Genomic DNA, 20,196 nt, shown 5'->3' on the forward strand with positions numbered 1-20,196 from the left:
TATTTTAGTTGAAGTTATTGATAATATAGCGTTATGCAGTACGTTAAGAATAAAAGCATGTTAAAAAAGCGTTATCCCCTCATACTCATCTTTATGATGATACTTCCTGCGTTTGTAAGCGCCCAAACATCTGAAAAAGCGAGCTCTTTAAGTGACTTCATCTCGTGGCAAAACCCTTATATTATTGGCATATTATTAATTACCTCTGGTTTGGCGCTCTGCTTTGCCTATATCAGTATTGTTAGCCTGAGAAAGTACCAAGGAAAAATTGAAAAAAGTGAAGCTAGATTAAGACTGTCTTTGTGGTCTAGCGGTGAGCAAATGTGGGATTGGAATATTGCGCAAGGCGTACTAGTTCGATCTAACAATATCAAAAAAGCGGATACAACGATAAATGTTTGCGGCATATTTCCTCCCAATAAAAATCATATTCATCCACAAGACGTAAACCGCGTAGCCGAAGCACTGAAAGATCATTTACACGAAAAAACAGAATTCTTTGAAGTCACCTATCGTGTTAAAAATGAAGAAAATGAATGGCGCTGGATGCTTGACCGAGGCAAGGTAGTCGAAACAGATAACCGACATTCCCCTGTTCGTATGACGGGCACGGTAAAAGACATCAGCCAAATGAAGGAAACGCAAGAGCGCCTATCATTATTTGCAAAATGTATCGACAATATTTCAGACGGTATCGTGATATACGATCGCAGCTTAAAAATCATTGAAATAAACCCTTCTTATACTCGGATTACTGGCAAAGATCGTGAAGCCGTTTTGGGGCAAAAGCTTGCCTTTTCACAGTATCCAAATACATACATTGCAAAAGTGATTAAATGTTTACACGAACATGGAAGCTGGTATGGCGAAATAGATGCAGAGCGCGCCAACGGTGAAAAGTACCAAGCAGAACTCACCATGGATGTTATTAAGGGTGATAATAACCAAATACTGCATTACGTTGCTGTTTTTTCAGATATTTCAACACGAAAATCAAATGAAGCGGAACTCAAAAGAATTTCGACCACCGATAAGTTAACAGGGCTACCAAATCGCAACTTGTTTTACACTAATATGCAAAACTTAGTGAATAAAAATAAACGACATGCATTAATGGTGTTCGACTTAGACAATTTCAAAAAGATTAATGATTCTTTGGGCCATAAGCTGGGTGATAATCTACTTTGTAGAATTGCAGAACGATTAAAAAGCATAACTCGACAGCATGATTCCATTTACCGCCTTGGCGGCGATGAATTTGCGCTTATACTTGAAGACACAAACGATATCCACACCATCACGTCTACCGCTAAAGACATCTTAAAAATCATTAATCGCCCTTTCCCTGTAAATTCACATGAACTTGTGATCAGCAGCAGTATTGGCATTGTATTATTTCCTGAAGACGGTCAGTCGCCAGAAAGTTTGCTAAAAAATGCAGACACCGCCATGTACCATGCCAAGAAAGATGGGAATAAATACCTCTTTTTTAGCGACCGAATGAATAAGCAAGCAGTTAAGCGCTTACAAATTGAAAACTTAATACGTCATGGATTAAAGAACGATTATTTTTCAGTTTTCTATCAACCAAAAATGGACTTGCGTACTGGTAAATTAATGGGCATGGAAGCACTGGTTCGTTTTGTTACACCTAAAAGCGGCTTAATTAGCCCAGCATCCTTTATACCCGTAGCAGAAGAAACTGGGCAAATTGTAGAGATTGGTGAAGTTGTACTTAGAAAGTCTTGCCAAGAAGTTAAGCGTTGGATTGACGCAGGCATATTTGATGGCAGGGTTGCTGTAAATTTATCGGCTCGACAATTCTCACAGCCAAACTTATGCCAGCTAATAGATGAAGTACTTGACGAAGCTAACTTACATTCAAGCCACTTAGAATTAGAAATTACTGAAGGTACAGTAATGAACTCACCCACCGAAGCCATCAAAATGATGAGAAAGCTTCGGTCTCGCGGTATTCATCTAGCAATGGACGACTTTGGTACCGGCTATTCTTCTCTTGCCTATTTGAAGCAATTTCCACTTAACACATTAAAAATTGATAAAGCATTTATTGATGATGTAGATAACAAGCAAGGACAAGCAATGGTGAATACCATTGTTACTATTGCTCATAACCTTGACTTAGATGTGGTGGCTGAAGGCGTTGAAAGTGAAAAACAATTGAATTATTTAAAAGGTGCAAACTGCGAAGTACTTCAGGGCTATTTTTACAGCAAGCCTCTTTCATCTAAAGATTTTGAAGCATTTGTTATTAAGCAAAACGAGCTTAAAGCAAAAAAACTTGCTGAACAAAATGCTAAAGCACAGAAGAAGCAAGCGAAAGTGATTCAGCTGCAATCAAGTTAATCAACCACACTAAAAAGCCTGCTATAGAAACCGTTAATTAACTTAACGGCTGTTATGCCCGTAGTTATGCCCGCAATAATACCGCGCCAAATCCAACAGACTTTCTAAAGTGAACTTGCTTTTTTATTGAAAACATTGGCAACAGAATTGGCCCGAATACTAACCCTGCTATCGCCCATTTTTTTTGACATAATCCAGACTTAAAAGCTTGAACATAAAAATACAACGAAGACAACAACAACGCTAAAACTACGAACAACATCCACACTACCTTACAAAATCATTAACCGAAGCACTTTATAAAATTTTTAACAACCGAACAGCTGCGTTGTTAGCGATACTCTGCAAATTGCAGATAAATTTTGAGCGGCGGATTATACATATTTGTGCATATATTAGCCAATAATAATTCTACTAATTTAACCAAAATTCGAGATAATGAATGCTGCAAATAATAAATATATCAATAATATTAGGTGCATAACTTCGAACGGTTCGTTTTAACGCTTTTCAAGAAATTTTGTGCGTCAATAGCTTGTCTATTGTCAGTAAAACTAGCGCTAAAAAAGTCCCATCTGGGCATTGTTAATATCATCAAAGCTCATATCAATAAACCCTAAAATACCGTCTGCAATGGGTTTAATTTGTTTATCAATATAGTGCTGGTAATCAATCTGACTTTGCACATACTCGGCTGGTTCTGGCCCGTTTAAGGTTATCACGTACTTAACCCAGCCTTTATTTTGATACTGCTGAGATAAATTATTTTTTAAGTTGATGTCATCAGCCATTCTTGCAGCTTTAACATGAGGAGGCACGTTTTTAACATATTCAGACAATTTTCTACGCAATCGCTTACGGTAAAATAGTAGGTGATCCAATTCCCCCGCCATCACTTGCTTCACTATTTTATTAATGTAAGCGCTAGGATCTAAGTCGTGAAATACTTTTTGATATAACGTTGTTTGAAATTCACGGGCAAGTGGCGTCCAGTCAGATCTTACAGTTTCAAGCCCTTTAAAAATAATCTTCTCTTCTTCACCATTGTCAATCAACCCAGCGTATCGCTTTTTACTACCGGCTTCAGAACCACGTATAGTCGGCATAAGGAAGCGCTTATAATGTGATTCGAATTCAATTTCTAAATGGTTATTAACGCTAAATTCATCCTGTAATGTCGTATCCCACTGACGGTTTATGTTATCTGCTAGTGACTTACCTACACTGGCCGCTTGCTCTTCAGAATAATCGCCATCTAATAATACAAACGTTGAATCTGTATCACCGTAAATCACTTTATACCCTTCAGCCTCAATCCACTTTGCTGTTTGCTGCATTATTTGATGGCCTCGCAGAGTAATAGAGCTAGCTAATCTAGTGTCGTAGAAACGGCACCCTCCCGAGCCAAGCACACCATAAAATGAATTCATTAATATCTTTATTGCTTGCGAACGGGGTGCATCATTAAGCTTTTTGGCTTCATCACGCTGTTGCCATAGTTCATTGATAATATCGGGTAAAAAATGCTTTTCACGATCGAACACACCGCCACGAAATCCCTCAATAGCGTTTTCTGGTCGCTTCAATCCTTCAATTAGCCCTAATGGATCTATCTTAAATGTGCGGATAATTGAAGGGTAAAGACTTTTATAGTCAAGCACTAATACATGGCGGTAAAAACCTGGTATCGAATTCATTACGTAACCGCCGGGGCTGGCTAACCCGCCATCTGCAGGTAAATTGGGTGCAACATATCCTGCACGGTGTAGCTTGGGTAAATATCGATGAGTGAATGCTGCAACCGACCCTCCCATTTTATCAAGTGGTAGGCCAGTTAAATGACTACGAAATACTAAGTAAGGTAATACTTGCGTATGCTCAAATATATCAAAAACTAATTTACAATCTTCTAGGTTGTATGAAGCCAATTTGGGTTTATTATGAAGAAAGTCGTGGGTGATTGCTTCGCCGCGATTATGAATATTCTCCACATCATCTACTAGCTTCCCACGGCCTAACAAAGTTGACGCAACAGATTCTAAACTAAAGCTTTCGAAATGGTATGTCGCAGACTTTAGCGCATCAATCCCATCTACAACTACCCTGCCTGCAATATTTACAAAGCCAACATTACCGTCTGCTCGCGACTCTCGCCATGTAACAGCACTGCCATCTCGACCCAGCTTTAACTGGCGATTATGTAGTGCGGCTCTTTTAATGAGTAATCTGAAGTCGAAGTTTACAACATTCCAACCAATCAAAATATCAGGGTTTATGTGATGAATTTGCCGTTCAAATTCAGTTAATAACTCAAGTTCATTTGCTACCCAAATAATATCCACACTGGCGTGTTGAGGCTCTCCCACCATTATTACGGTTTGAACCTTAGTTTCGCTGTCACTGCCCATCATGCCATATAGGCCTATAGAATAGAGCGTTCCCGACATTGAACATTCAATATCTATAGATAATACCGACAAACTTGGGGTGTAGTCGTAAGCTTTAACTTTTGGGTTACGAAACTCGTGATAGTTAGGTTTCAGGCCTTTCGCAAAGTATTGCGACTGGGTACATGGTTCACCAGAAAATAGCATCGACCCACAAATGAAGCGCTCCATTAAAAAACGTTCCTGTAGCCGAATGTCGCCTTCTAGTACCTCAATTGAAGCCTGTTTAATGACGTCTTGCGCACGAAAGTATGTGCTTAAAGAGTGAAAATAAAATGCAGTAACGGGCTCATGGCTGAAATCGTTTAAGTGTAATGAAGACGCTGAGTAGCGAATATTGGCATTAGATAATAATTGCTCCACATGTATCGCATATGTGTTAACAATAAAAAAAACTGGACGCTCGCCGTCGATTTGTATTTTAACAGGACCTTGATCAGTCACAAGCCAGAATATTAACTGAGTTTTGCCGTTTATGTCTTTACTTTGCCGAGTAAGCAAAAAACCTTTCTCTATCATTAAATATGCTCACCCGGCTGAATTTTCTTACTGATTACCTTAATTATTGACTCAAACTATCTACGACGACGTTTTTTCTTTTTAGGGTTCTCTTTTTCTTTCTCGGCTTTTAGGGCTTTTTGCTCTGCCAAAATAGCAAGCTCTTGCTCAACCATTTCAGGTGTTTCAAGCGTAATTTCACCTAAAGTACCACTACGGTATTCATTCAATAAAATTTCAGACACTTTATGTAGGTCTGCCACGCCACCTTTACGCAAACATCCTCTGCGCGCTGCAATAGCATCCATTAACTCAATCTCAGATTGGGGTAACTCATCTAATTGATATCTTTTCATTAAAAGTGCTGGATAGTGCTCTAATAAAAATTCAGCTGCGTACATTGCAACATCTTCAAATTCGACAACCGTATCTTTAATTGCACCAGTGATGGCTAAACGATAACCACAATCTTCTGGTTCTAATTTTGGCCATAAAAAACCAGGGGTATCGTGCAACACAATATTGTTTTCCAAACGAATACGCTGTTGCATTTTAGTCACACCCGCTTCGTTTCCTGTTTTTGCAATTATTCTATCGGCAAGTGTATTGATTAACGTAGATTTACCCACATTTGGCACACCACAAATTAATGCACGTAGTAACTTGTCTTGCGCATTTCGGTGCGGAACAACTCTCGTGCATAACGTTAGTAACTCTTTAATTTGTGCAGGATTATCTTGGGTTAATGCAATTGCTTTAATCCCTTTTTCACGCTCTAAATATGCTTGCCATGCTTTGGTTTGTTCTGGATCGGCTAAATCGCTTTTATTCAAAATTTTAATTACTGGCGTATCGCCACGTAATTCAGGCACTAACGGATTTTCGCTGGTTGAAGGAATACGTGCATCAAGCACTTCAATAATTAAATCAACCTGTGGCATGATTTCAGCGATTTCTTTACGGGCTTTGTGCATGTGACCCGGAAACCAATTTATTGACATAGCAAATTCTACTGTGAATTAAGAAAGGGTGGGAATTTTACCGTAAATGTTAAGTAATACCAATTCGCTTACCAGCATAATTTTAATTACTAATTTTATGGCCTTAGAAGAAAACCGCTCAATTGATTAACCACACGTCTATTTAGCGTCTAAAATTATAAATGTCTCTTTGCTTTTTATACTAAATAAAAAACAACTAATCGTCGTTAGCTGAATTATTTCTCTCCTTTAATTTAGCATTTTTAGATCACATTCCCTTTATTGTGATCACGTAAGAAGGAACTGCTTATGCAAATAAAGCATATAAAACTATTTCCGTTCGCCAATATTTTTTTACTTACCGCCCTACTTTTATTTGTTTTTGTTACATTATTTTTTATTTACTCACATGTTGCTGGCTATAGTTGGTCGTCAACATTGCCATGGCATAAGATGATTATTGAGTTACTTGGCGGACTCGCTCTCTTTCTATTTGGCATGGATATTCTTGCAAAGTCACTGAAAAAAGTGGCTGGCGATAAGATGCGGCAGTTACTTGCTTCATTAACCAAAACGCCAACTAAAGCTGCCGCTACAGGGGCACTGGTAACGGCTGTTTTACAGTCATCTTCTGTCACAACTGTTTTAGTGGTTGGCTTTATTAGTGCTAACCTGATGACCTTAGGCCAGTCTGTTGGCATCATTATGGGTGCGAATATTGGTACCACTATCACGGCACAAATCATCGCTTTTAAAGTGTCGCAAATTGCAATGCCCTTAATCACCATAGGGTTTGTTCTTCAGTTTTTTTTCAAACAAGAAAAAGTGATTAGTATCGGCAGGATTATTCTTGGTGTTGGCCTTATTTTTTATGGTATGTCGGTCATGTCTTCTGGCATGCAGCCTTTAAAAGAATCCAATGAAGTATTAATCTTTTTAGAACAATTAAACGCCCCACTCTTAGCTATTTTTTATTCCGCCCTATTCACCGCACTTGTGCAGTCATCATCTGCTACCACCGGCATTGTTATTGTAATGGCCAGCCAACAGCTTATTAGTTTACCCGCAGGAATAGCGCTTATTCTAGGTGCAAACATCGGTACATGTGTTACGGCTTTACTTGCTTCTATAGGTAAACCGAAAGAAGCAATACAGGCAAGTGTGGTTCATGTGCTATTTAATGTGGGAGGGGTATTAATTTGGCTAGCTTTTATTCCGCTGCTTGCTGATACCGTACAGTGGCTTTCTAATGACTTGTCATCTGACAATCACGTGCCTAGACAAATAGCTAACGCGCATACCATCTTTAATATCGCAAACACATTATTATTCCTTCCTTTTACAAAGCAAATAACACAACTAGTTGAGCGGCTGATACCCAATAAAGCGGAACGTGTTTTACACGGCAAGGCCACCCAGCCCAAACACTTGTCGGAAATACTATTAGATACGCCAGCACTGGCGCTTACCGCAGTAGAAAAAGAAATTAAAAGAATGGGAAAGCGTACCAGTTACATGTTAAATGCAATTGTGCCTGCATTAATTAATCACGATGTGGATAAATTGTCCGTTATCGAGCATTTAGATGATGAAGTAGATGCACTGCATCAGGCCATTATTAGTTATTTAGCTAAGTTAAGTAAAAATGATCTATCTGAAAAACAAACTGAGCAGGTACTTAATTTAATTGAAGCGACAAACGCCATTGAATCCATTGGCGATATTATTGAAACAAACTTAGTGTTGCTGGGTAGAAATAAAAGCGCTGACCATCATCATTTTTCTGATGCGTCTCTAAATGTGATTCATTCGTTGCATAAACAAGTTAGTCAGGCATTTCAGGATGCCATCTCTTCGGTTTACCTGCATAACGAAGAACAAGCACGCACCATTATTAAATTAAAGCCAAGTATTAAAGAAAAATTGAGGCTCGCGCAAACTATACAAATGAATGCACTTAAACAATATACAAGCGCTAATATTGCACAATATCAAATAGAAGTGGAATTGTTGTCGCAGTTAAAGCATATTTTTGATTTTAGTAAACGCATCGCTAAAACAGTGTACTAAATTGCATTGCTCTGACTGATTTACTCTAAACGGCATTTCAGTATTATCGGTGATAAAAGCATAAGAAAGCGGCCAGTTTTGGCCGCCAATATGTACTCTATCGTGATGTTAAGGGTAAAACACGACTGCGTTTTGAGTTTGTTAATCTAAACAGCGAGATTACACCTAATAACCCTAGCAAGCGCCAAAGTACGCCACCTGATGATTTCTTCGGTAAGTCTGTTGACGGCTGTTCACCAACAGTAACAGATTTCGCCGATCGCCCTTCTCCTTGGCTATTGTCATAAACAGACAGCGATACTTGATAGGTGCCTGCGGCAGAGAATGTATGACTGAACTTTTGCTGGGCAATTACTTGACCTTCAATCAACCAAAAATACTCCACAATTGAGCCATCAGCATCAGTACTGCTAGTAGCATCAAATTCACACACTAAGTCCGTGCAACTGTGGGTAAAACTTGCCACGGGTAGCGTATTACCAACTAGATTAATCTCTTTTGTTACGGTGTTCGTCATATCATACTTATCTGTAACAGTAAGCGACACGTTATAGTTTTCGGTAATGGCATAATCGAAACGAATCTTTTCACCTTCATAATGGCGACCATTAATGGCCCATTGATATTTTACAATGCCATCATCATCTGTACTCTCATATGCATCAAAATCACAACTTAAATCACTACATGAATAGGTGTACGCAGCATTTGGAGCTTGGTTAACGACCGCCGGAGCTGCGGGGTCAATCGTTAATCTAACCGCACTCATCACGCCAACATCACCTTGTGAATCTTTAACATGAGCGTAAATGTTGTAATCACCTGCTGCCAGATTAGTTGTAACAATCACTGAAAATACCTGCTCGGTAGCTGAGTTCAGTTCACCATCTACCGGCTGCATATTAGTTAAAGCGGCACCATCCGCATTGGGATATTCATTAATACTGTATTGAACAGACTGTATAGTATGTGTCGGCTCAAATTGTGTTTCATTTTCCAAATAGTTGAAATGAGTGTCGGTTGCCAATCCCACCAACTTAACTTGCGTACCCGGCGGCACGGCTATTTTACCTGCACCCTCTAAACGCATATCTAATAAGTCAGGCCCTTTCGGTTTAAGATAAGGCGCCGCCGCGACTTTTGCTGCATACTTTAGTGCAGCAAGGTTTGTTGGTTTTACCTGCTGCTCATAAACCTCACAGCTTTCAAAAAAAGTCGTGCCTAACTCAAATGCAAACGTAGCTACACCAAGTTCGCCATATGTAAAGTCATCAGCGGTACCGTCAGTAGGATATAAGCCTACTGATTGAAAGGGTTGATAATGATTAAATGCCGCCAGCTTTCTTCCCAGTGTTTGTAACGCAACACCATTTGGAGCAATAGTAGAGTCAAACCCCCACGGCCAAATCACCATCCCACCAAAACTATGAATATCTAAATGTAATCCAGCTGTGTCTTCTGGTGCAGCATCTGTTAAGGCTGGGCCTCGACTATCTGGAAAGATCTGTCTTATGTATGCCTCAATGGCTTGTGTTTCAGGCTCTGATGCAGGCTCTGGACCTCTAAAGGTGTTAGAGCACCCTTCTCCACTAGAACCTCCTTCAGTTGAATTCCATAAAAAACTAAAGTTGCGGTTTAAATCTGCGCCTACTCTGTTTGGCTGACTTGCACAGTAATTTGAATTAGCATTCTTACGCCAGAACAAACCTGTTTCCGCTTGTTTACGACCATCTGGGTTCATCATAAATACAATATGAACTTCATGCTCATTGAGCAGCCAATTTACATCCGCATCAGTGGCATAGTCATTCGCTAAATTCTTAGCAAATTCGAGCGTCAATGCTGCGGTGGTGTATTCACGCGCATGCATCGCACTATGAATGAAAAGCGTGGGCTTGTTCGGCTTATTATTGTTTTTTGTAAGTATAAGCACATTGATATCATACCCTGCGTTATCTTCACTATTTTGTTTAACCCATGACTCTCCTATCTTCTGCCACTTAGCAATATCAGGATAAGTTTGTGCAAGATCACTCGCTTGTTGGTAAGTTTCTTCAACCGTGGGGTAACATGAAAAGTTAGGTATGCCCGACAGTGCATGTGTATCGCTGCTATGATTTGAGGATTGAGCTTGCTGATGCAAGGTAGTGTTATTATGTTTGGGAGTAAAAGTAATAGGAAGTAACGTTACACCTAGCCGTTTTAGCTTGTCATGTTCTTCATTTGATAGTTCTAGCATTATATTAGTTGCTGACGCTTTAGCACTTGTATCTGACACCACCGCATGATGGAAAGAGTGTAATATCTTTGCCGCTTGCGTTGCGTTATTTGTTATCACACGATAGCGCTGAATATCTTCAGCAATTGCAGAGTGACCTGTAAGCGTTAACCCCAGTAAACCAACTAGTGATAATTTAGATAGCCGCTTATTTAATCCACATTGAGTGAATGTATTTTTTAAAGAAAAGTTCCGCTCCATGACCGCACTCCCAAAGTTACAAGTATAAGCCTGTTAAAAAACAGGTAAAAGGCTTGTTAAGGCCTGCTAGTGGTAACACAAACGAGCAGAGCCTAAAGACTGATAGAAAAAATCATAATTGATTTACAAGTGATTTTCATTTAGTTTTTAAGCACATTATTAATTTTGGTCCCGCATTGAAGATATTCTTCAGTCTGTAGGGATGATAGGAAAAGACTCATTATGGCTGGTAGTTACCCTGAGCAAATTAAAACCTTGCCCTTATATGATGGACGTTTCGACGCTTATAAACTTGCAGCTAATGCGTGTGACGTATTATTTGCGTCTTACCCAAGTGGCACTAAAATCCCTGAGCATACTCACGACACAGATAATTATGGGGTTATCACAAAAGGAAAGCTTAATTTAATCATGGACGACGAAGTACATGAATTTAATGTAGGGGATTGGTATTTTGTACCTGCACACAAGCCACATGCCGCTTTCTTTGACGAAGAAACAGACGAAATTGAGTTTTGGTTTAAAAAGTAATACAGCAAAACTCAATTTCCATGCGTATTAGTCAGCTTTGGTCAGTTTGCCTTTCCATTTTAACGAGTACAAATCGGGTCGCTGATCTTTTCTGTTGGTAACTGACCCCTCATTCCGTAGCAGTTTCAGTTTTTCTAAATCTAAATCACAAAACATCAGCATTTCAGTATTCGGCGTGGTTTCCGCCATAACGGCATCATGCGAGAAAGCAAAATCAGACGGAGAAAACACTGCTGATTGCGCATATTGCACATCTAAATTATCAACACTTGGCAAATTACCTACACTGCCACAAATAACCACATAACATTCATTTTCAATGGCTCGCGCATGTGAACAATGTCGAACTCTTAGGTAGCCATTTTTAGTATCGGTCCAAAACGGTACAAAAATCACATCAACATCTTCATAGGAAAGTAGTCGACCTAACTCAGGAAATTCGCTGTCGTAACAAATTAGAATGCCCACTTTACCCGCATCTGTATCAAATAAGCGAAGCTCGTTACCGCCTTCTAGCACCCAGTCATTTCTCTCATGCGGGGTAATATGAATTTTTCTTTGCTCTTCAATTTCACCACTTCGGTGGCACATATAAGACACATTATATAAATGATCCTCCTCTAATAACGGCATTGAGCCTGTGATGATATTTACATTATATGACACCGCCATACGAGACATTTCATCTTTAAATAGCTGGGTAAAGCTGGCCAGATAGCGAATGGCTTCAGTTGCTTGCACAGTATCAATTAAGCCCATTAACGGCGCATTAAAAAACTCTGGAAACACTGCAAAATCACTTTGATAGCCCGAAATTGCATCCACAAAGTATTCTACTTGCTTTAGCATATCTTCAACCGACTCTACGCGGCGCATTTGCCACTGTACCGCACCAATTCTTATTTGCGTTTTTGTGGCGTTATACCCTTCTTCTTCTGGCGTGTATAAAATATTGTGCCAAGCCAATAATGTTGCATAGCCTTCTGATTTTTCATCTTCAGGCAAATACTTGGTTAATAAACGCTTAACTACAAAATCATTCGATAACTGAAAGCTAAGTATTGGATCGTATACTTCTTTTCTTCTAACTCGTTCAATATATTCTTGCGGTGTTAGTTCATCAGAGTACTTGTGGTAATTTACTATCCTACCGCCCGCTAAAATCCCTTTTAGATTTAGCTCTTTACAGACATCTTTGCGCGCATCGTACAACCGTCTGCCCAGTCGATAGCCGCGATAATCTGGGTGTATAAAAACATCTAATCCGTAGAGTGCATCTCCATTTTGATTATTTCTAATCGTGTTTCTGGTTGAGATTAAGTCATCATACGAATGTGGCATGGAAAATTTGTCGTAGCTTACTCGCACGGTTAACGCTGCACCTACAAGGTCGTCACCATCTGTTATAGCAAGTTGCCCTTGCGGAAAGTCTGCTACCAACTTCTCAATGGTTGACTGATCCCAAGCGCCTCCCAAATCTGGATATACCCTATCCATTAGCGCTTTTAATTGTGGATAGTGCTCTTGCTCTAACGTCACTACATTTATTTTCAAATCATTCATCGACAAGCTTCACTCCTTAAGTGTTTCCTGAAATCTCAGGTAAACGAATAGCCATTACGCCATCAAACATTGATCAAATCACATTGCTACTGATAATTGCATCAGCACAATATCAAAATGAAGGTAACCCAATGAAACCGTCTAAACTACCCCATATTAGCAAAGTAATTCCAAAGACCGAGTTACTAACTCATAAGTAATCAATGCACTTATTATTGTTAGGTATATCAACTAAATACACAACTTCGTCAAGTCTAACATCTTGATGCCCTACTGAAAGTATAAAATACACGAACGACAGCGTTATTACATTAATATGTAAGCCAAACTGATTAAAGAATGGAGTACAAAACACCATGTTTATACTTACATTCAAGCAGTCGCAGAAGTCATCAACATTTTGCAAAAAATGCCAAATAAATCACATCAAACCGTGCTCACACCATGACCACAACATCAACAGGTGATTTTGGATAAATCCATTTTTTCTATCACACGTTAACGACGAATTTTATAAACAATACATTTTAAATGATCATCTATACTGAACTTTACGTATCAACGTTTACTCTCGTAAAATAAGGAAAGATCAATGAAAAACATACTCATAGTGGTGACTAATCAACATACTCTAGGGGACACGAACGAAAAAAATGGTACGTTTGCACCTGAATTAACCCATGCATTAAATGAGTTTCTAAACGCAGGATACAGTTACGAATTAGCGTCTATTATGGGGAATGAAGCACCAATTTATGGTGAGGATGATGAAGAAGACACAATAACTCAAAAACTATTACAAGACCCGACCTTACAAGAAAAATTAGATAATACTCAAATATATATTGAAATGAATACGAATTCATATGATGCAATATATTTCCCCGGCGGTTTTGGGTTATTAACCGATCTGGCTCATAATGAGCTCGCTGCAAAAATCACCGCGCAACTGTATGAAAAAGGCTTAACTATTGGTGCTGTTTGTCATGGGCCAGCAGCATTGCTACCAGTAGAGCTTTCAAATGGTGAATCAATTCTTGCCGATAAAGAAGTAACAGGATTTACGCGAGAAGAAGAAATTGATTACGACACCATCAATAAAATCCCATTTTTATTAGAAGAGTCACTAACAAGAAAAGCTAAAAAGTTTACAAAAATGCAGCCTTGGACTGAGCACGTCATCACTCAAGATAGGCTAATCACAGGCCAAAACCCAGCATCAGCCGCAGCAGTCGCTAAAGCCATGATTGCTAGATTAGAAAAAAGTTAAGGTAAAATGAATAAGGCGGAGTAATCCGCCTTATTCATAAATACGCTTAAGTATTTAGTCACTTAGAATCGTGACCCGATTTGTACACCAACAGCAGTTCCCAAGTCACCACTAATATATTGCTGAATATACGCACCTACACTAAACTTTTCGCCACTTTTAACAGCCGATAATTTCACAAATGCTCCGCCGTCGATATCAATATCTTCAGAGCGACAATCTGTACACGTTGAAATAGAGCGTTCTGAAAACCCAACAATGCTAAAGCCAGCCTGCATATTCACAGCAGTATCTTGGTTTTCACCATAAAGTTTTTGATAACCACTTGCTATAGAGAAAATCGCGCCGTTTGCTGATGATGATTTTGTCTCACGGTCACCATCATTGTACAAACCAGTGCCCACAACGTCTTGACTAAATTCATTCTCATCATCGTATACAGCTAAATCAAATCCAAATGTTGTGATCCAGCTATTTTTAACGTAATCCATCGTTAGGCCAATGGTATACGCAGAATCACTAATTCCTTCTTTAGCTGCAGCTTCAGAGTCAATACCAATAGCAGACGCAGTAACAGTAAAGCCCCACTCGCCCGATAAATCGTGTTCAACACTACTATCTTGCTCTGCATGTACTTGGCCAGAAGCAAACGCAGTTGATAACAATAACGCCAATACAGTTTTATTTTTAGAAAAAGATTTCATCTTTTTTATCCTTTATTACAACTATCCAATTTTTAAGGGCGCGGATTATACCCGACTCAATTTTGTTTGTCTTAACCAAAATTCTAAATCAGTTAAAAATACTTTAATGGCTTTTCTTATCGTTATTATGTGCAAATAATAGCTAGATAAAGTGTTATAAAATTAGTCTACAAAAGCACAATACTGTTCAGTTAAATTTCAATTACTTATAAGAAAATTAATCAGTACTTAACGCTTTAATATCAGGGCAAGAGCATTTTAATTTCCCCTTACAAGTAGTTCAGCTCTAAAATCATCATCTAATGCCGCCATTTTTAGCTTTCGCTTCATGCTGGCTTTTTTCGTTGTATCTGTTTTCACAATATTCAACGCCAATTTTCTAAATGCGCTCATGACTTCGGCTGCATTGCCCCGCCTAATACGTGAATCGTCTTCATGGAATGTCATATCTAGCGTCCAGTGTAAGCAGTTTTCAACGCCCCAGTGATTGCGAATTATGCCATTTAATCGCTCTGCATTTAGCCCCAATGAGCTGATGTAATAACGCGTTTCGGAAGTCATTTTATCTCCAATATGACGCTTAGACTCTACACTGACGACCGTTTGAATACTGCTCCAGTTTTCATTATCGGTTATCCAATTGTTATCAATTTCAAATTGGGTACACGTTCTTTCTTCTATTCGACCATGGTCGCTGTCAATGTGCTCATAAATACTATGAGCTGTGTTAACGAGTTTTTCTCTGTGGCACTTATGAAACCATGCTTGAACCTCTTCATTGAGTGTACTTTGATTGCCTTTTAGTGCAATGACGTAATCAGCACCTTTGGATTGAATTTTCTTTGTAATTGCGTGCTGACATCCCATGGCGTCTAACGTAACGGTTGCACCTTTTACATCAAGTAAATCCAGCAGCTTGGGGATAGCTGTTATCTCATTGGATTTATCATCTACTTTTTGTTGTCCTAGTACCAGACCATTGCCACAACTCCATGCACTGACCATATGCAACGGGTTCTTTCTGTCTTTGGTTGTGAAGCTTCTACGAGCGGTTTTTCCATCAATGGCGATAACTTCGCCATTCACTTGCTCGGCGATTTCATTTACCCAATTGATAAAGCTGGTTTGAATGGCTACAGGGTCTAAACGGCTCATTACTCGGGCTATGGTGTCATGCTTGGGAATACCATTTGCAAAGGGGAGATAACGCTTTAACCAGTCAACTTTTACATGTCCGAAATCTTCGATATCTTCCCAGCCTTCTGCGCCTGATAGCACGGCACAGATAGATAAAAATAAAATATCTATCAACTCATGCTTTTTACAACGGTCTATTCGCGGGTCTTCTATGATGGAAAAGTAAGTGATGAAGTTGTTGGTCATGCTAGGAAACCTGTAGTTATTATTTCCTGCTCTGATCATGAAAATATCATTTAGTTCAATTTATAATGATCTTGCCCTGGCTTTAATATTTAATACTTAGCAAAAATGAGCATATGGGCGAGCGTATTTATGTACACAAATGCCATAAAAAAGTTAAAATTAGTATTTACGAATTAAAGAAAGTGAACAATTAATGAGAAAACTTATTCTTATTTTAGTTTTTGCTCTATCTGCATGTGCGACCAAAGTTACCTCATTGAACAGTGACGCTGATAAAGCACTAACCGAGGACATGGGCTTTTTACTCATTGGCGTACAAACAAACCAAGACCTTAAAAGTATTCTAATTTCTGGCCCGCAAAATATAGAGTTAAGCTCTCAAGACATTAAAAAAGGTACAAACTATATTCTAATTGATTTAGAAGTGGGTCAATACACTATAGATAAGCTTCAACTTGATAACTACTGGCGGCTATTTTTAGATGATGAAGAACATTGGCAATTCTCTGTTAAATCCGGTCAAATTAACTATGTCGGCCACCTAGAAGTCGTTAAGCATGGCTTTTGGAATCCAATAACTGCAGTTGAATTAGTCAACCGCTCTTCTGAGTCATTGGAGTTTTTAGAAAGTAGTTTCCCTACTATTTTAGCTAACAGGGAATTGATTTATGGTGGGCCTGGCCAAGACCGTTTCTTTAACTTTCTAAAGTCACAAAAGAAGGACTAAAGAATGAAGTTTTTTAAACCAATTTTTGTATTTATATACTTTATCAGTGCAAGTATATATGCAGCACAGCCAATTTCAGCCGAAAAAGTATTTACTTCACCAGATTATGGAATGTTAAAAATATCACCTAACGGTGAGCTTGTGTCATTCTATGGTGTCGGAGAAAAAGATCATTACTTAAGTATATATGATGCTGATACCAGTGCTCTTATTTCAAATGTACTTATTGGTAATGACAATACCTTAAAAGACTATCACTGGCTTAATAATTCGCAATTATTTCTAAGTGTTGTGGTAGATGAAAGTAATAGAAATTTAAGCATTATTGGTAAATTAACTGAAAAAACATTTGAAATGAGGATAGTTAAAACCAACGGCTATTTAGTTGACACATTACCAGAGCAACCCAATAAAGTGATGTTTGCCAAAAAAAGGCGGCGACATTCTAAATTTCATGATCTCTACATTATTGATATTGCAAAACTTGCTGACGATGATTTCAGTGATGCGCAAGAAATTGAACACGACTCTAACTATGTTCAAAGCTATTTTTATGATCAACACTTTCAACGTGTCCTGACCGCTGAATTTGATAAAGATGATAGTAGTATCTCAGTTAAATTCATCCCTATACAAGGTGGTGAGTGGAAAACAGCTTTTATATTAAAAGATATTGATTTTTATTTAGAGCCACTAGGTTTCATTTCAGAACAAAAAATAGCAATACTTACTAACCAAAATACAGATAAAATAGTGCTTCGCGAGTTCGATATTCAAACTCAAAAAATTGGCGAAATTATCTACCAACATCCAGATTATGATCTTGTTTCTGCTGGCTTCACCTCAAAAGGAAAGCTAGATTATGTTAGCTATCGCCAACATGGACTATATCAGAAAACATATTTTGACAAAGGCAAAGCAAGCTTCGTAAAACGTTTGGCAAAAACATTCCCTAATATGGAAGCATATTCCCTTGGTTCTTCAGCCAATAAGAAAAAAACCTTGCTTTACGTTAATGGAGCAGATGAGCCTGGAGAATTTTTATTATTTGATGAAAATAAAAATAATGCCCGCAGGCTATTAAACTCATATCCAGAATTAAGTGACAACGTCTTCTCGCCTTCGGAGCGTATTGAAGTAACAACTAGCGATGATGTTAAACTTGAAGCATTCTTAACCTTACCACAAGGGGTTAATCACTCAACATTACTAGTTATGCCTCATGGTGGTCCAATAGGAGTACAGGAAAGTGATCGCTTTAATAAAGAAGTGCAGTATTTTGCTAGTCGTGGGTTCGCTGTATTACGAGTTAATTTCAGAGGTTCAGCTGGATTTGGTAAAGCATTTCTAGAACGCGGTGTTGGTGAGTTTGGGCAATTAATAGAGCAAGACATAACCACAGCGGTTGAACAAGTAACTAAGCACAATAAATTTGATCATATGTGTGCAATTGGCGCTAGTTATGGTGGGTATTCAGCAACAATGCTTGCTATCAAGCATCCAACAAAATATGACTGTGTAATTGCTACCTTTGGAATATATGACTTACCCCTTCTGTTTAATGCCAGTAATTATCGCTCAGGCAAAGAATATCGAGAATTCATAGCAAAAACTGTTGGTGAAAATTCAGACAAGTTGATAGATGTATCTCCTGTTTATATTGCTCATCAACTAAAAGCTCCAATTTTACTAATAGCAGGTCGAGATGATCGCATTGCGGACTTTGAACACTCTAACCGCTTTAAATATATACTAAACAATCTGGGCCATCCCGTGGAAACAATATTTTACCAAAAAACAGGGCATGGACACAGTAAATGGTCAGGCGATAGGCATGAAGCTGCCATCACTTATGACTACCTTATACGCACATTAAATCTTTCCTATCCGGAACCAAAAACGCTTGATGAAAACGGAAAACATGCGATCGCAAATGACTTTGCTACGATTGCAGACGGTTATCATTTTGATGACTTGGTCGACAATGATGAAAAACAAGCATTTTTATACTACCAAAAAGCTGCTAGCTATGATCATGGCAGAGCAAGCTTTAACATTGCGGCTCACTACCATAGAGGAGATCAAGTTACAAAAGACATGGACAAAGCCATCTCTATTTATCGTAAAAGTGCAGAATTAGACTATGCAGGTGCACATGCACGATTAGGACGTATGTATATGGAAGGTGAGCACGTTAACCAAGATTGGAGCAAAGCTTATACACATCTTAAAAAAGCTCAGTCACTCGACGATACTCCGAGAAATAATATAAGATTAGCTCGTTTCTATTGTATTGCTCCACCCCAGTATCAAAACATATCTCGCTGCTTAGAATTGATGGAGCTGAATCAATATAAGAAGCACTCCAAGCACCTTTTACGTAAGGCACAATATCGTGTAGAAGAAACATTAAGCTGGGTGTTTGCAGAAGCAAAGTTGACTCCTGAAGAGCTAGAAAAAATCAAACAGTTTACTATCAAGTCGTTTAACATTACCCACACAGAAGTAACCTTAGAAAACACTCGTTCAGGACTTTTCCACTTTAAAGAAAGCGAAAGATTTGGCACACCAGGGGAGTATCAATTAATTGACTCTAGCCACCATATAACAGCGACTGAGAATGAAAAAGCTCGATTTGGATTGAAATTTGAAGTGGATACCCCTGGCATTGACAGACATAAATACTTTACAGCTATGGCCATTCGTTGGATTAAAACAACGCCAGACGGCAAACGTGAATTTGATCGCAGCACGTTACTATATGGTTCACCCAAAAGAGATTGGAGCACTAGCTATAAACTAGCGAATATTAAAGAGTCTGCTACTTGGACGTTAGAAATATATAATATGGATCAAAAGCTTATTCATACAAAGGATTATCATTTAACTGTAAAAGCTCCAAGGTAACTATAACAATGCGAATTTTGAACGTCCTCCACTCAGGTTAAATGGTGTAGTAGAAAGTGTTAAATACTGACAGAACAGTTACACCTTTTTTATAACACTTTACGAATGAGATTGACTTTCAATGTATATGATAGCTAGAATCCGACCTTTTTGATTTTTAGTAGCTCAGTACGAAAACTCTCAGATCAGGGGCAGTTTATTTCGCCCCATTCTTGTGCGTGTTCATTAACTTTATTTATGACGCTATTGACCCGAACATAACTTTTTTCA

General features: G+C 38.6%; 13 protein-coding genes. 6 read left to right on the forward strand and 7 right to left on the reverse strand.

Annotated elements, in window-relative coordinates; all coding sequences use genetic code 11:
* Window positions 1–57: 57 nt before the first annotated feature.
* Window positions 58–2,367, forward strand: a complete 2,310-nt coding sequence (locus tag HUU81_RS10095; protein ID WP_233520476.1) for a putative bifunctional diguanylate cyclase/phosphodiesterase — start codon at window positions 58–60, stop codon at window positions 2,365–2,367.
* 64 nt (window positions 2,368–2,431) lie between these two features.
* Here the strand turns inward: HUU81_RS10095 and HUU81_RS10100 are convergent, their stop codons facing one another.
* The 3 genes from HUU81_RS10100 to ylqF all read right to left on the reverse strand — a co-directional run bounded on the left by HUU81_RS10100 (window position 2,432) and on the right by ylqF (window position 6,313).
* Window positions 2,432–2,629, reverse strand: coding sequence for a hypothetical protein (locus HUU81_RS10100; RefSeq protein WP_199608833.1), 198 nt, complete (start codon window positions 2,627–2,629; stop codon window positions 2,432–2,434).
* Between the two features lie 298 nt (window positions 2,630–2,927).
* Window positions 2,928–5,333, reverse strand: coding sequence for a DNA polymerase II (locus HUU81_RS10105; RefSeq protein ID WP_199608834.1), 2,406 nt, complete (start codon window positions 5,331–5,333; stop codon window positions 2,928–2,930).
* A gap of 56 nt (window positions 5,334–5,389) precedes the next feature.
* Window positions 5,390–6,313 (reverse strand): ribosome biogenesis GTPase YlqF, encoded by a 924-nt coding sequence (gene ylqF, locus HUU81_RS10110; RefSeq protein ID WP_199608835.1) that lies wholly within the window; start codon window positions 6,311–6,313, stop codon window positions 5,390–5,392.
* 288 nt (window positions 6,314–6,601) lie between these two features.
* On the opposite strand from ylqF, the gene HUU81_RS10115 reads away from it, so the two are divergent.
* The gene (locus HUU81_RS10115; RefSeq protein WP_199608836.1) at window positions 6,602–8,362 is read left to right on the forward strand and encodes a Na/Pi cotransporter family protein; all 1,761 of its coding nucleotides are present in this window, start codon (window positions 6,602–6,604) and stop codon (window positions 8,360–8,362) included.
* A 97-nt stretch (window positions 8,363–8,459) separates the two neighbouring features.
* Here the strand turns inward: HUU81_RS10115 and HUU81_RS10120 are convergent, their stop codons facing one another.
* Window positions 8,460–10,841: a M14 family zinc carboxypeptidase gene (locus tag HUU81_RS10120; RefSeq protein ID WP_199608837.1), complete on the reverse strand. Its 2,382-nt coding sequence runs from the start codon at window positions 10,839–10,841 to the stop codon at window positions 8,460–8,462.
* Window positions 10,842–11,063: 222 nt separating this feature from the next.
* Here HUU81_RS10120 and HUU81_RS10125 point away from each other — a divergent pair, with 222 nt between their 5' ends.
* Complete coding sequence (locus tag HUU81_RS10125) at window positions 11,064–11,372, forward strand: cupin domain-containing protein (RefSeq protein ID WP_199608838.1); 309 nt, start codon at window positions 11,064–11,066, stop codon at window positions 11,370–11,372.
* Between the two features lie 27 nt (window positions 11,373–11,399).
* Here HUU81_RS10125 and HUU81_RS10130 read toward each other — a convergent pair whose 3' ends face one another.
* Window positions 11,400–12,941 (reverse strand): nitrilase-related carbon-nitrogen hydrolase, encoded by a 1,542-nt coding sequence (locus tag HUU81_RS10130; protein ID WP_199608839.1) that lies wholly within the window; start codon window positions 12,939–12,941, stop codon window positions 11,400–11,402.
* 586 nt (window positions 12,942–13,527) lie between these two features.
* Between HUU81_RS10130 and HUU81_RS10135 the strand changes: the two genes are divergently transcribed.
* Window positions 13,528–14,205, forward strand: coding sequence for a type 1 glutamine amidotransferase domain-containing protein (locus HUU81_RS10135; protein ID WP_199608840.1), 678 nt, complete (start codon window positions 13,528–13,530; stop codon window positions 14,203–14,205).
* 62 nt (window positions 14,206–14,267) lie between these two features.
* Here the strand turns inward: HUU81_RS10135 and HUU81_RS10140 are convergent, their stop codons facing one another.
* Together HUU81_RS10140 and HUU81_RS10145 are read right to left on the reverse strand one after the other, a co-directional pair.
* Window positions 14,268–14,909, reverse strand: a complete 642-nt coding sequence (locus tag HUU81_RS10140; protein ID WP_199608841.1) for a hypothetical protein — start codon at window positions 14,907–14,909, stop codon at window positions 14,268–14,270.
* Window positions 14,910–15,167: 258 nt separating this feature from the next.
* A complete protein-coding gene (locus HUU81_RS10145; protein WP_199608842.1) occupies window positions 15,168–16,292 on the reverse strand; it encodes an ISAs1 family transposase in 1,125 nt (374 codons plus the stop codon).
* 193 nt (window positions 16,293–16,485) lie between these two features.
* Here HUU81_RS10145 and HUU81_RS10150 point away from each other — a divergent pair, with 193 nt between their 5' ends.
* Together HUU81_RS10150 and HUU81_RS10155 are read left to right on the forward strand one after the other, a co-directional pair.
* Window positions 16,486–17,019, forward strand: a complete 534-nt coding sequence (locus HUU81_RS10150; RefSeq protein ID WP_199608843.1) for a hypothetical protein — start codon at window positions 16,486–16,488, stop codon at window positions 17,017–17,019.
* Window positions 17,020–17,022: 3 nt separating this feature from the next.
* A complete protein-coding gene (locus HUU81_RS10155) occupies window positions 17,023–19,926 on the forward strand; it encodes a prolyl oligopeptidase family serine peptidase (protein ID WP_199608844.1) in 2,904 nt (967 codons plus the stop codon).
* The last annotated feature ends 270 nt before the right edge of the window (window positions 19,927–20,196 follow it).

Source organism: Flocculibacter collagenilyticus, from assembly GCF_016469335.1.
Classification (GTDB): Bacteria; Pseudomonadota; Gammaproteobacteria; order Enterobacterales; family Alteromonadaceae; genus Flocculibacter; species Flocculibacter collagenilyticus.

What these genes read in the sequence shown, in the direction of transcription:
- HUU81_RS10100 (WP_199608833.1), bottom strand. Translation starts at nt 2,629, where the DNA reads ATGTTGTTCGTAGTTTTAGCGTTGTTGTTGTCTTCGTTGTATTTTTAT.
- HUU81_RS10140 (WP_199608841.1), bottom strand. Translation starts at nt 14,909, where the DNA reads ATGAAATCTTTTTCTAAAAATAAAACTGTATTGGCGTTATTGTTATCA.
- ylqF (WP_199608835.1), bottom strand. Translation starts at nt 6,313, where the DNA reads ATGTCAATAAATTGGTTTCCGGGTCACATGCACAAAGCCCGTAAAGAA.
- HUU81_RS10120 (WP_199608837.1), bottom strand. Translation starts at nt 10,841, where the DNA reads ATGGAGCGGAACTTTTCTTTAAAAAATACATTCACTCAATGTGGATTA.
- HUU81_RS10150 (WP_199608843.1), top strand. Translation starts at nt 16,486, where the DNA reads ATGAGAAAACTTATTCTTATTTTAGTTTTTGCTCTATCTGCATGTGCG.
- HUU81_RS10095 (WP_233520476.1), top strand. Translation starts at nt 58, where the DNA reads ATGTTAAAAAAGCGTTATCCCCTCATACTCATCTTTATGATGATACTT.
- HUU81_RS10135 (WP_199608840.1), top strand. Translation starts at nt 13,528, where the DNA reads ATGAAAAACATACTCATAGTGGTGACTAATCAACATACTCTAGGGGAC.
- HUU81_RS10105 (WP_199608834.1), bottom strand. Translation starts at nt 5,333, where the DNA reads ATGATAGAGAAAGGTTTTTTGCTTACTCGGCAAAGTAAAGACATAAAC.
- HUU81_RS10145 (WP_199608842.1), bottom strand. Translation starts at nt 16,292, where the DNA reads ATGACCAACAACTTCATCACTTACTTTTCCATCATAGAAGACCCGCGA.
- HUU81_RS10115 (WP_199608836.1), top strand. Translation starts at nt 6,602, where the DNA reads ATGCAAATAAAGCATATAAAACTATTTCCGTTCGCCAATATTTTTTTA.
- HUU81_RS10155 (WP_199608844.1), top strand. Translation starts at nt 17,023, where the DNA reads ATGAAGTTTTTTAAACCAATTTTTGTATTTATATACTTTATCAGTGCA.
- HUU81_RS10125 (WP_199608838.1), top strand. Translation starts at nt 11,064, where the DNA reads ATGGCTGGTAGTTACCCTGAGCAAATTAAAACCTTGCCCTTATATGAT.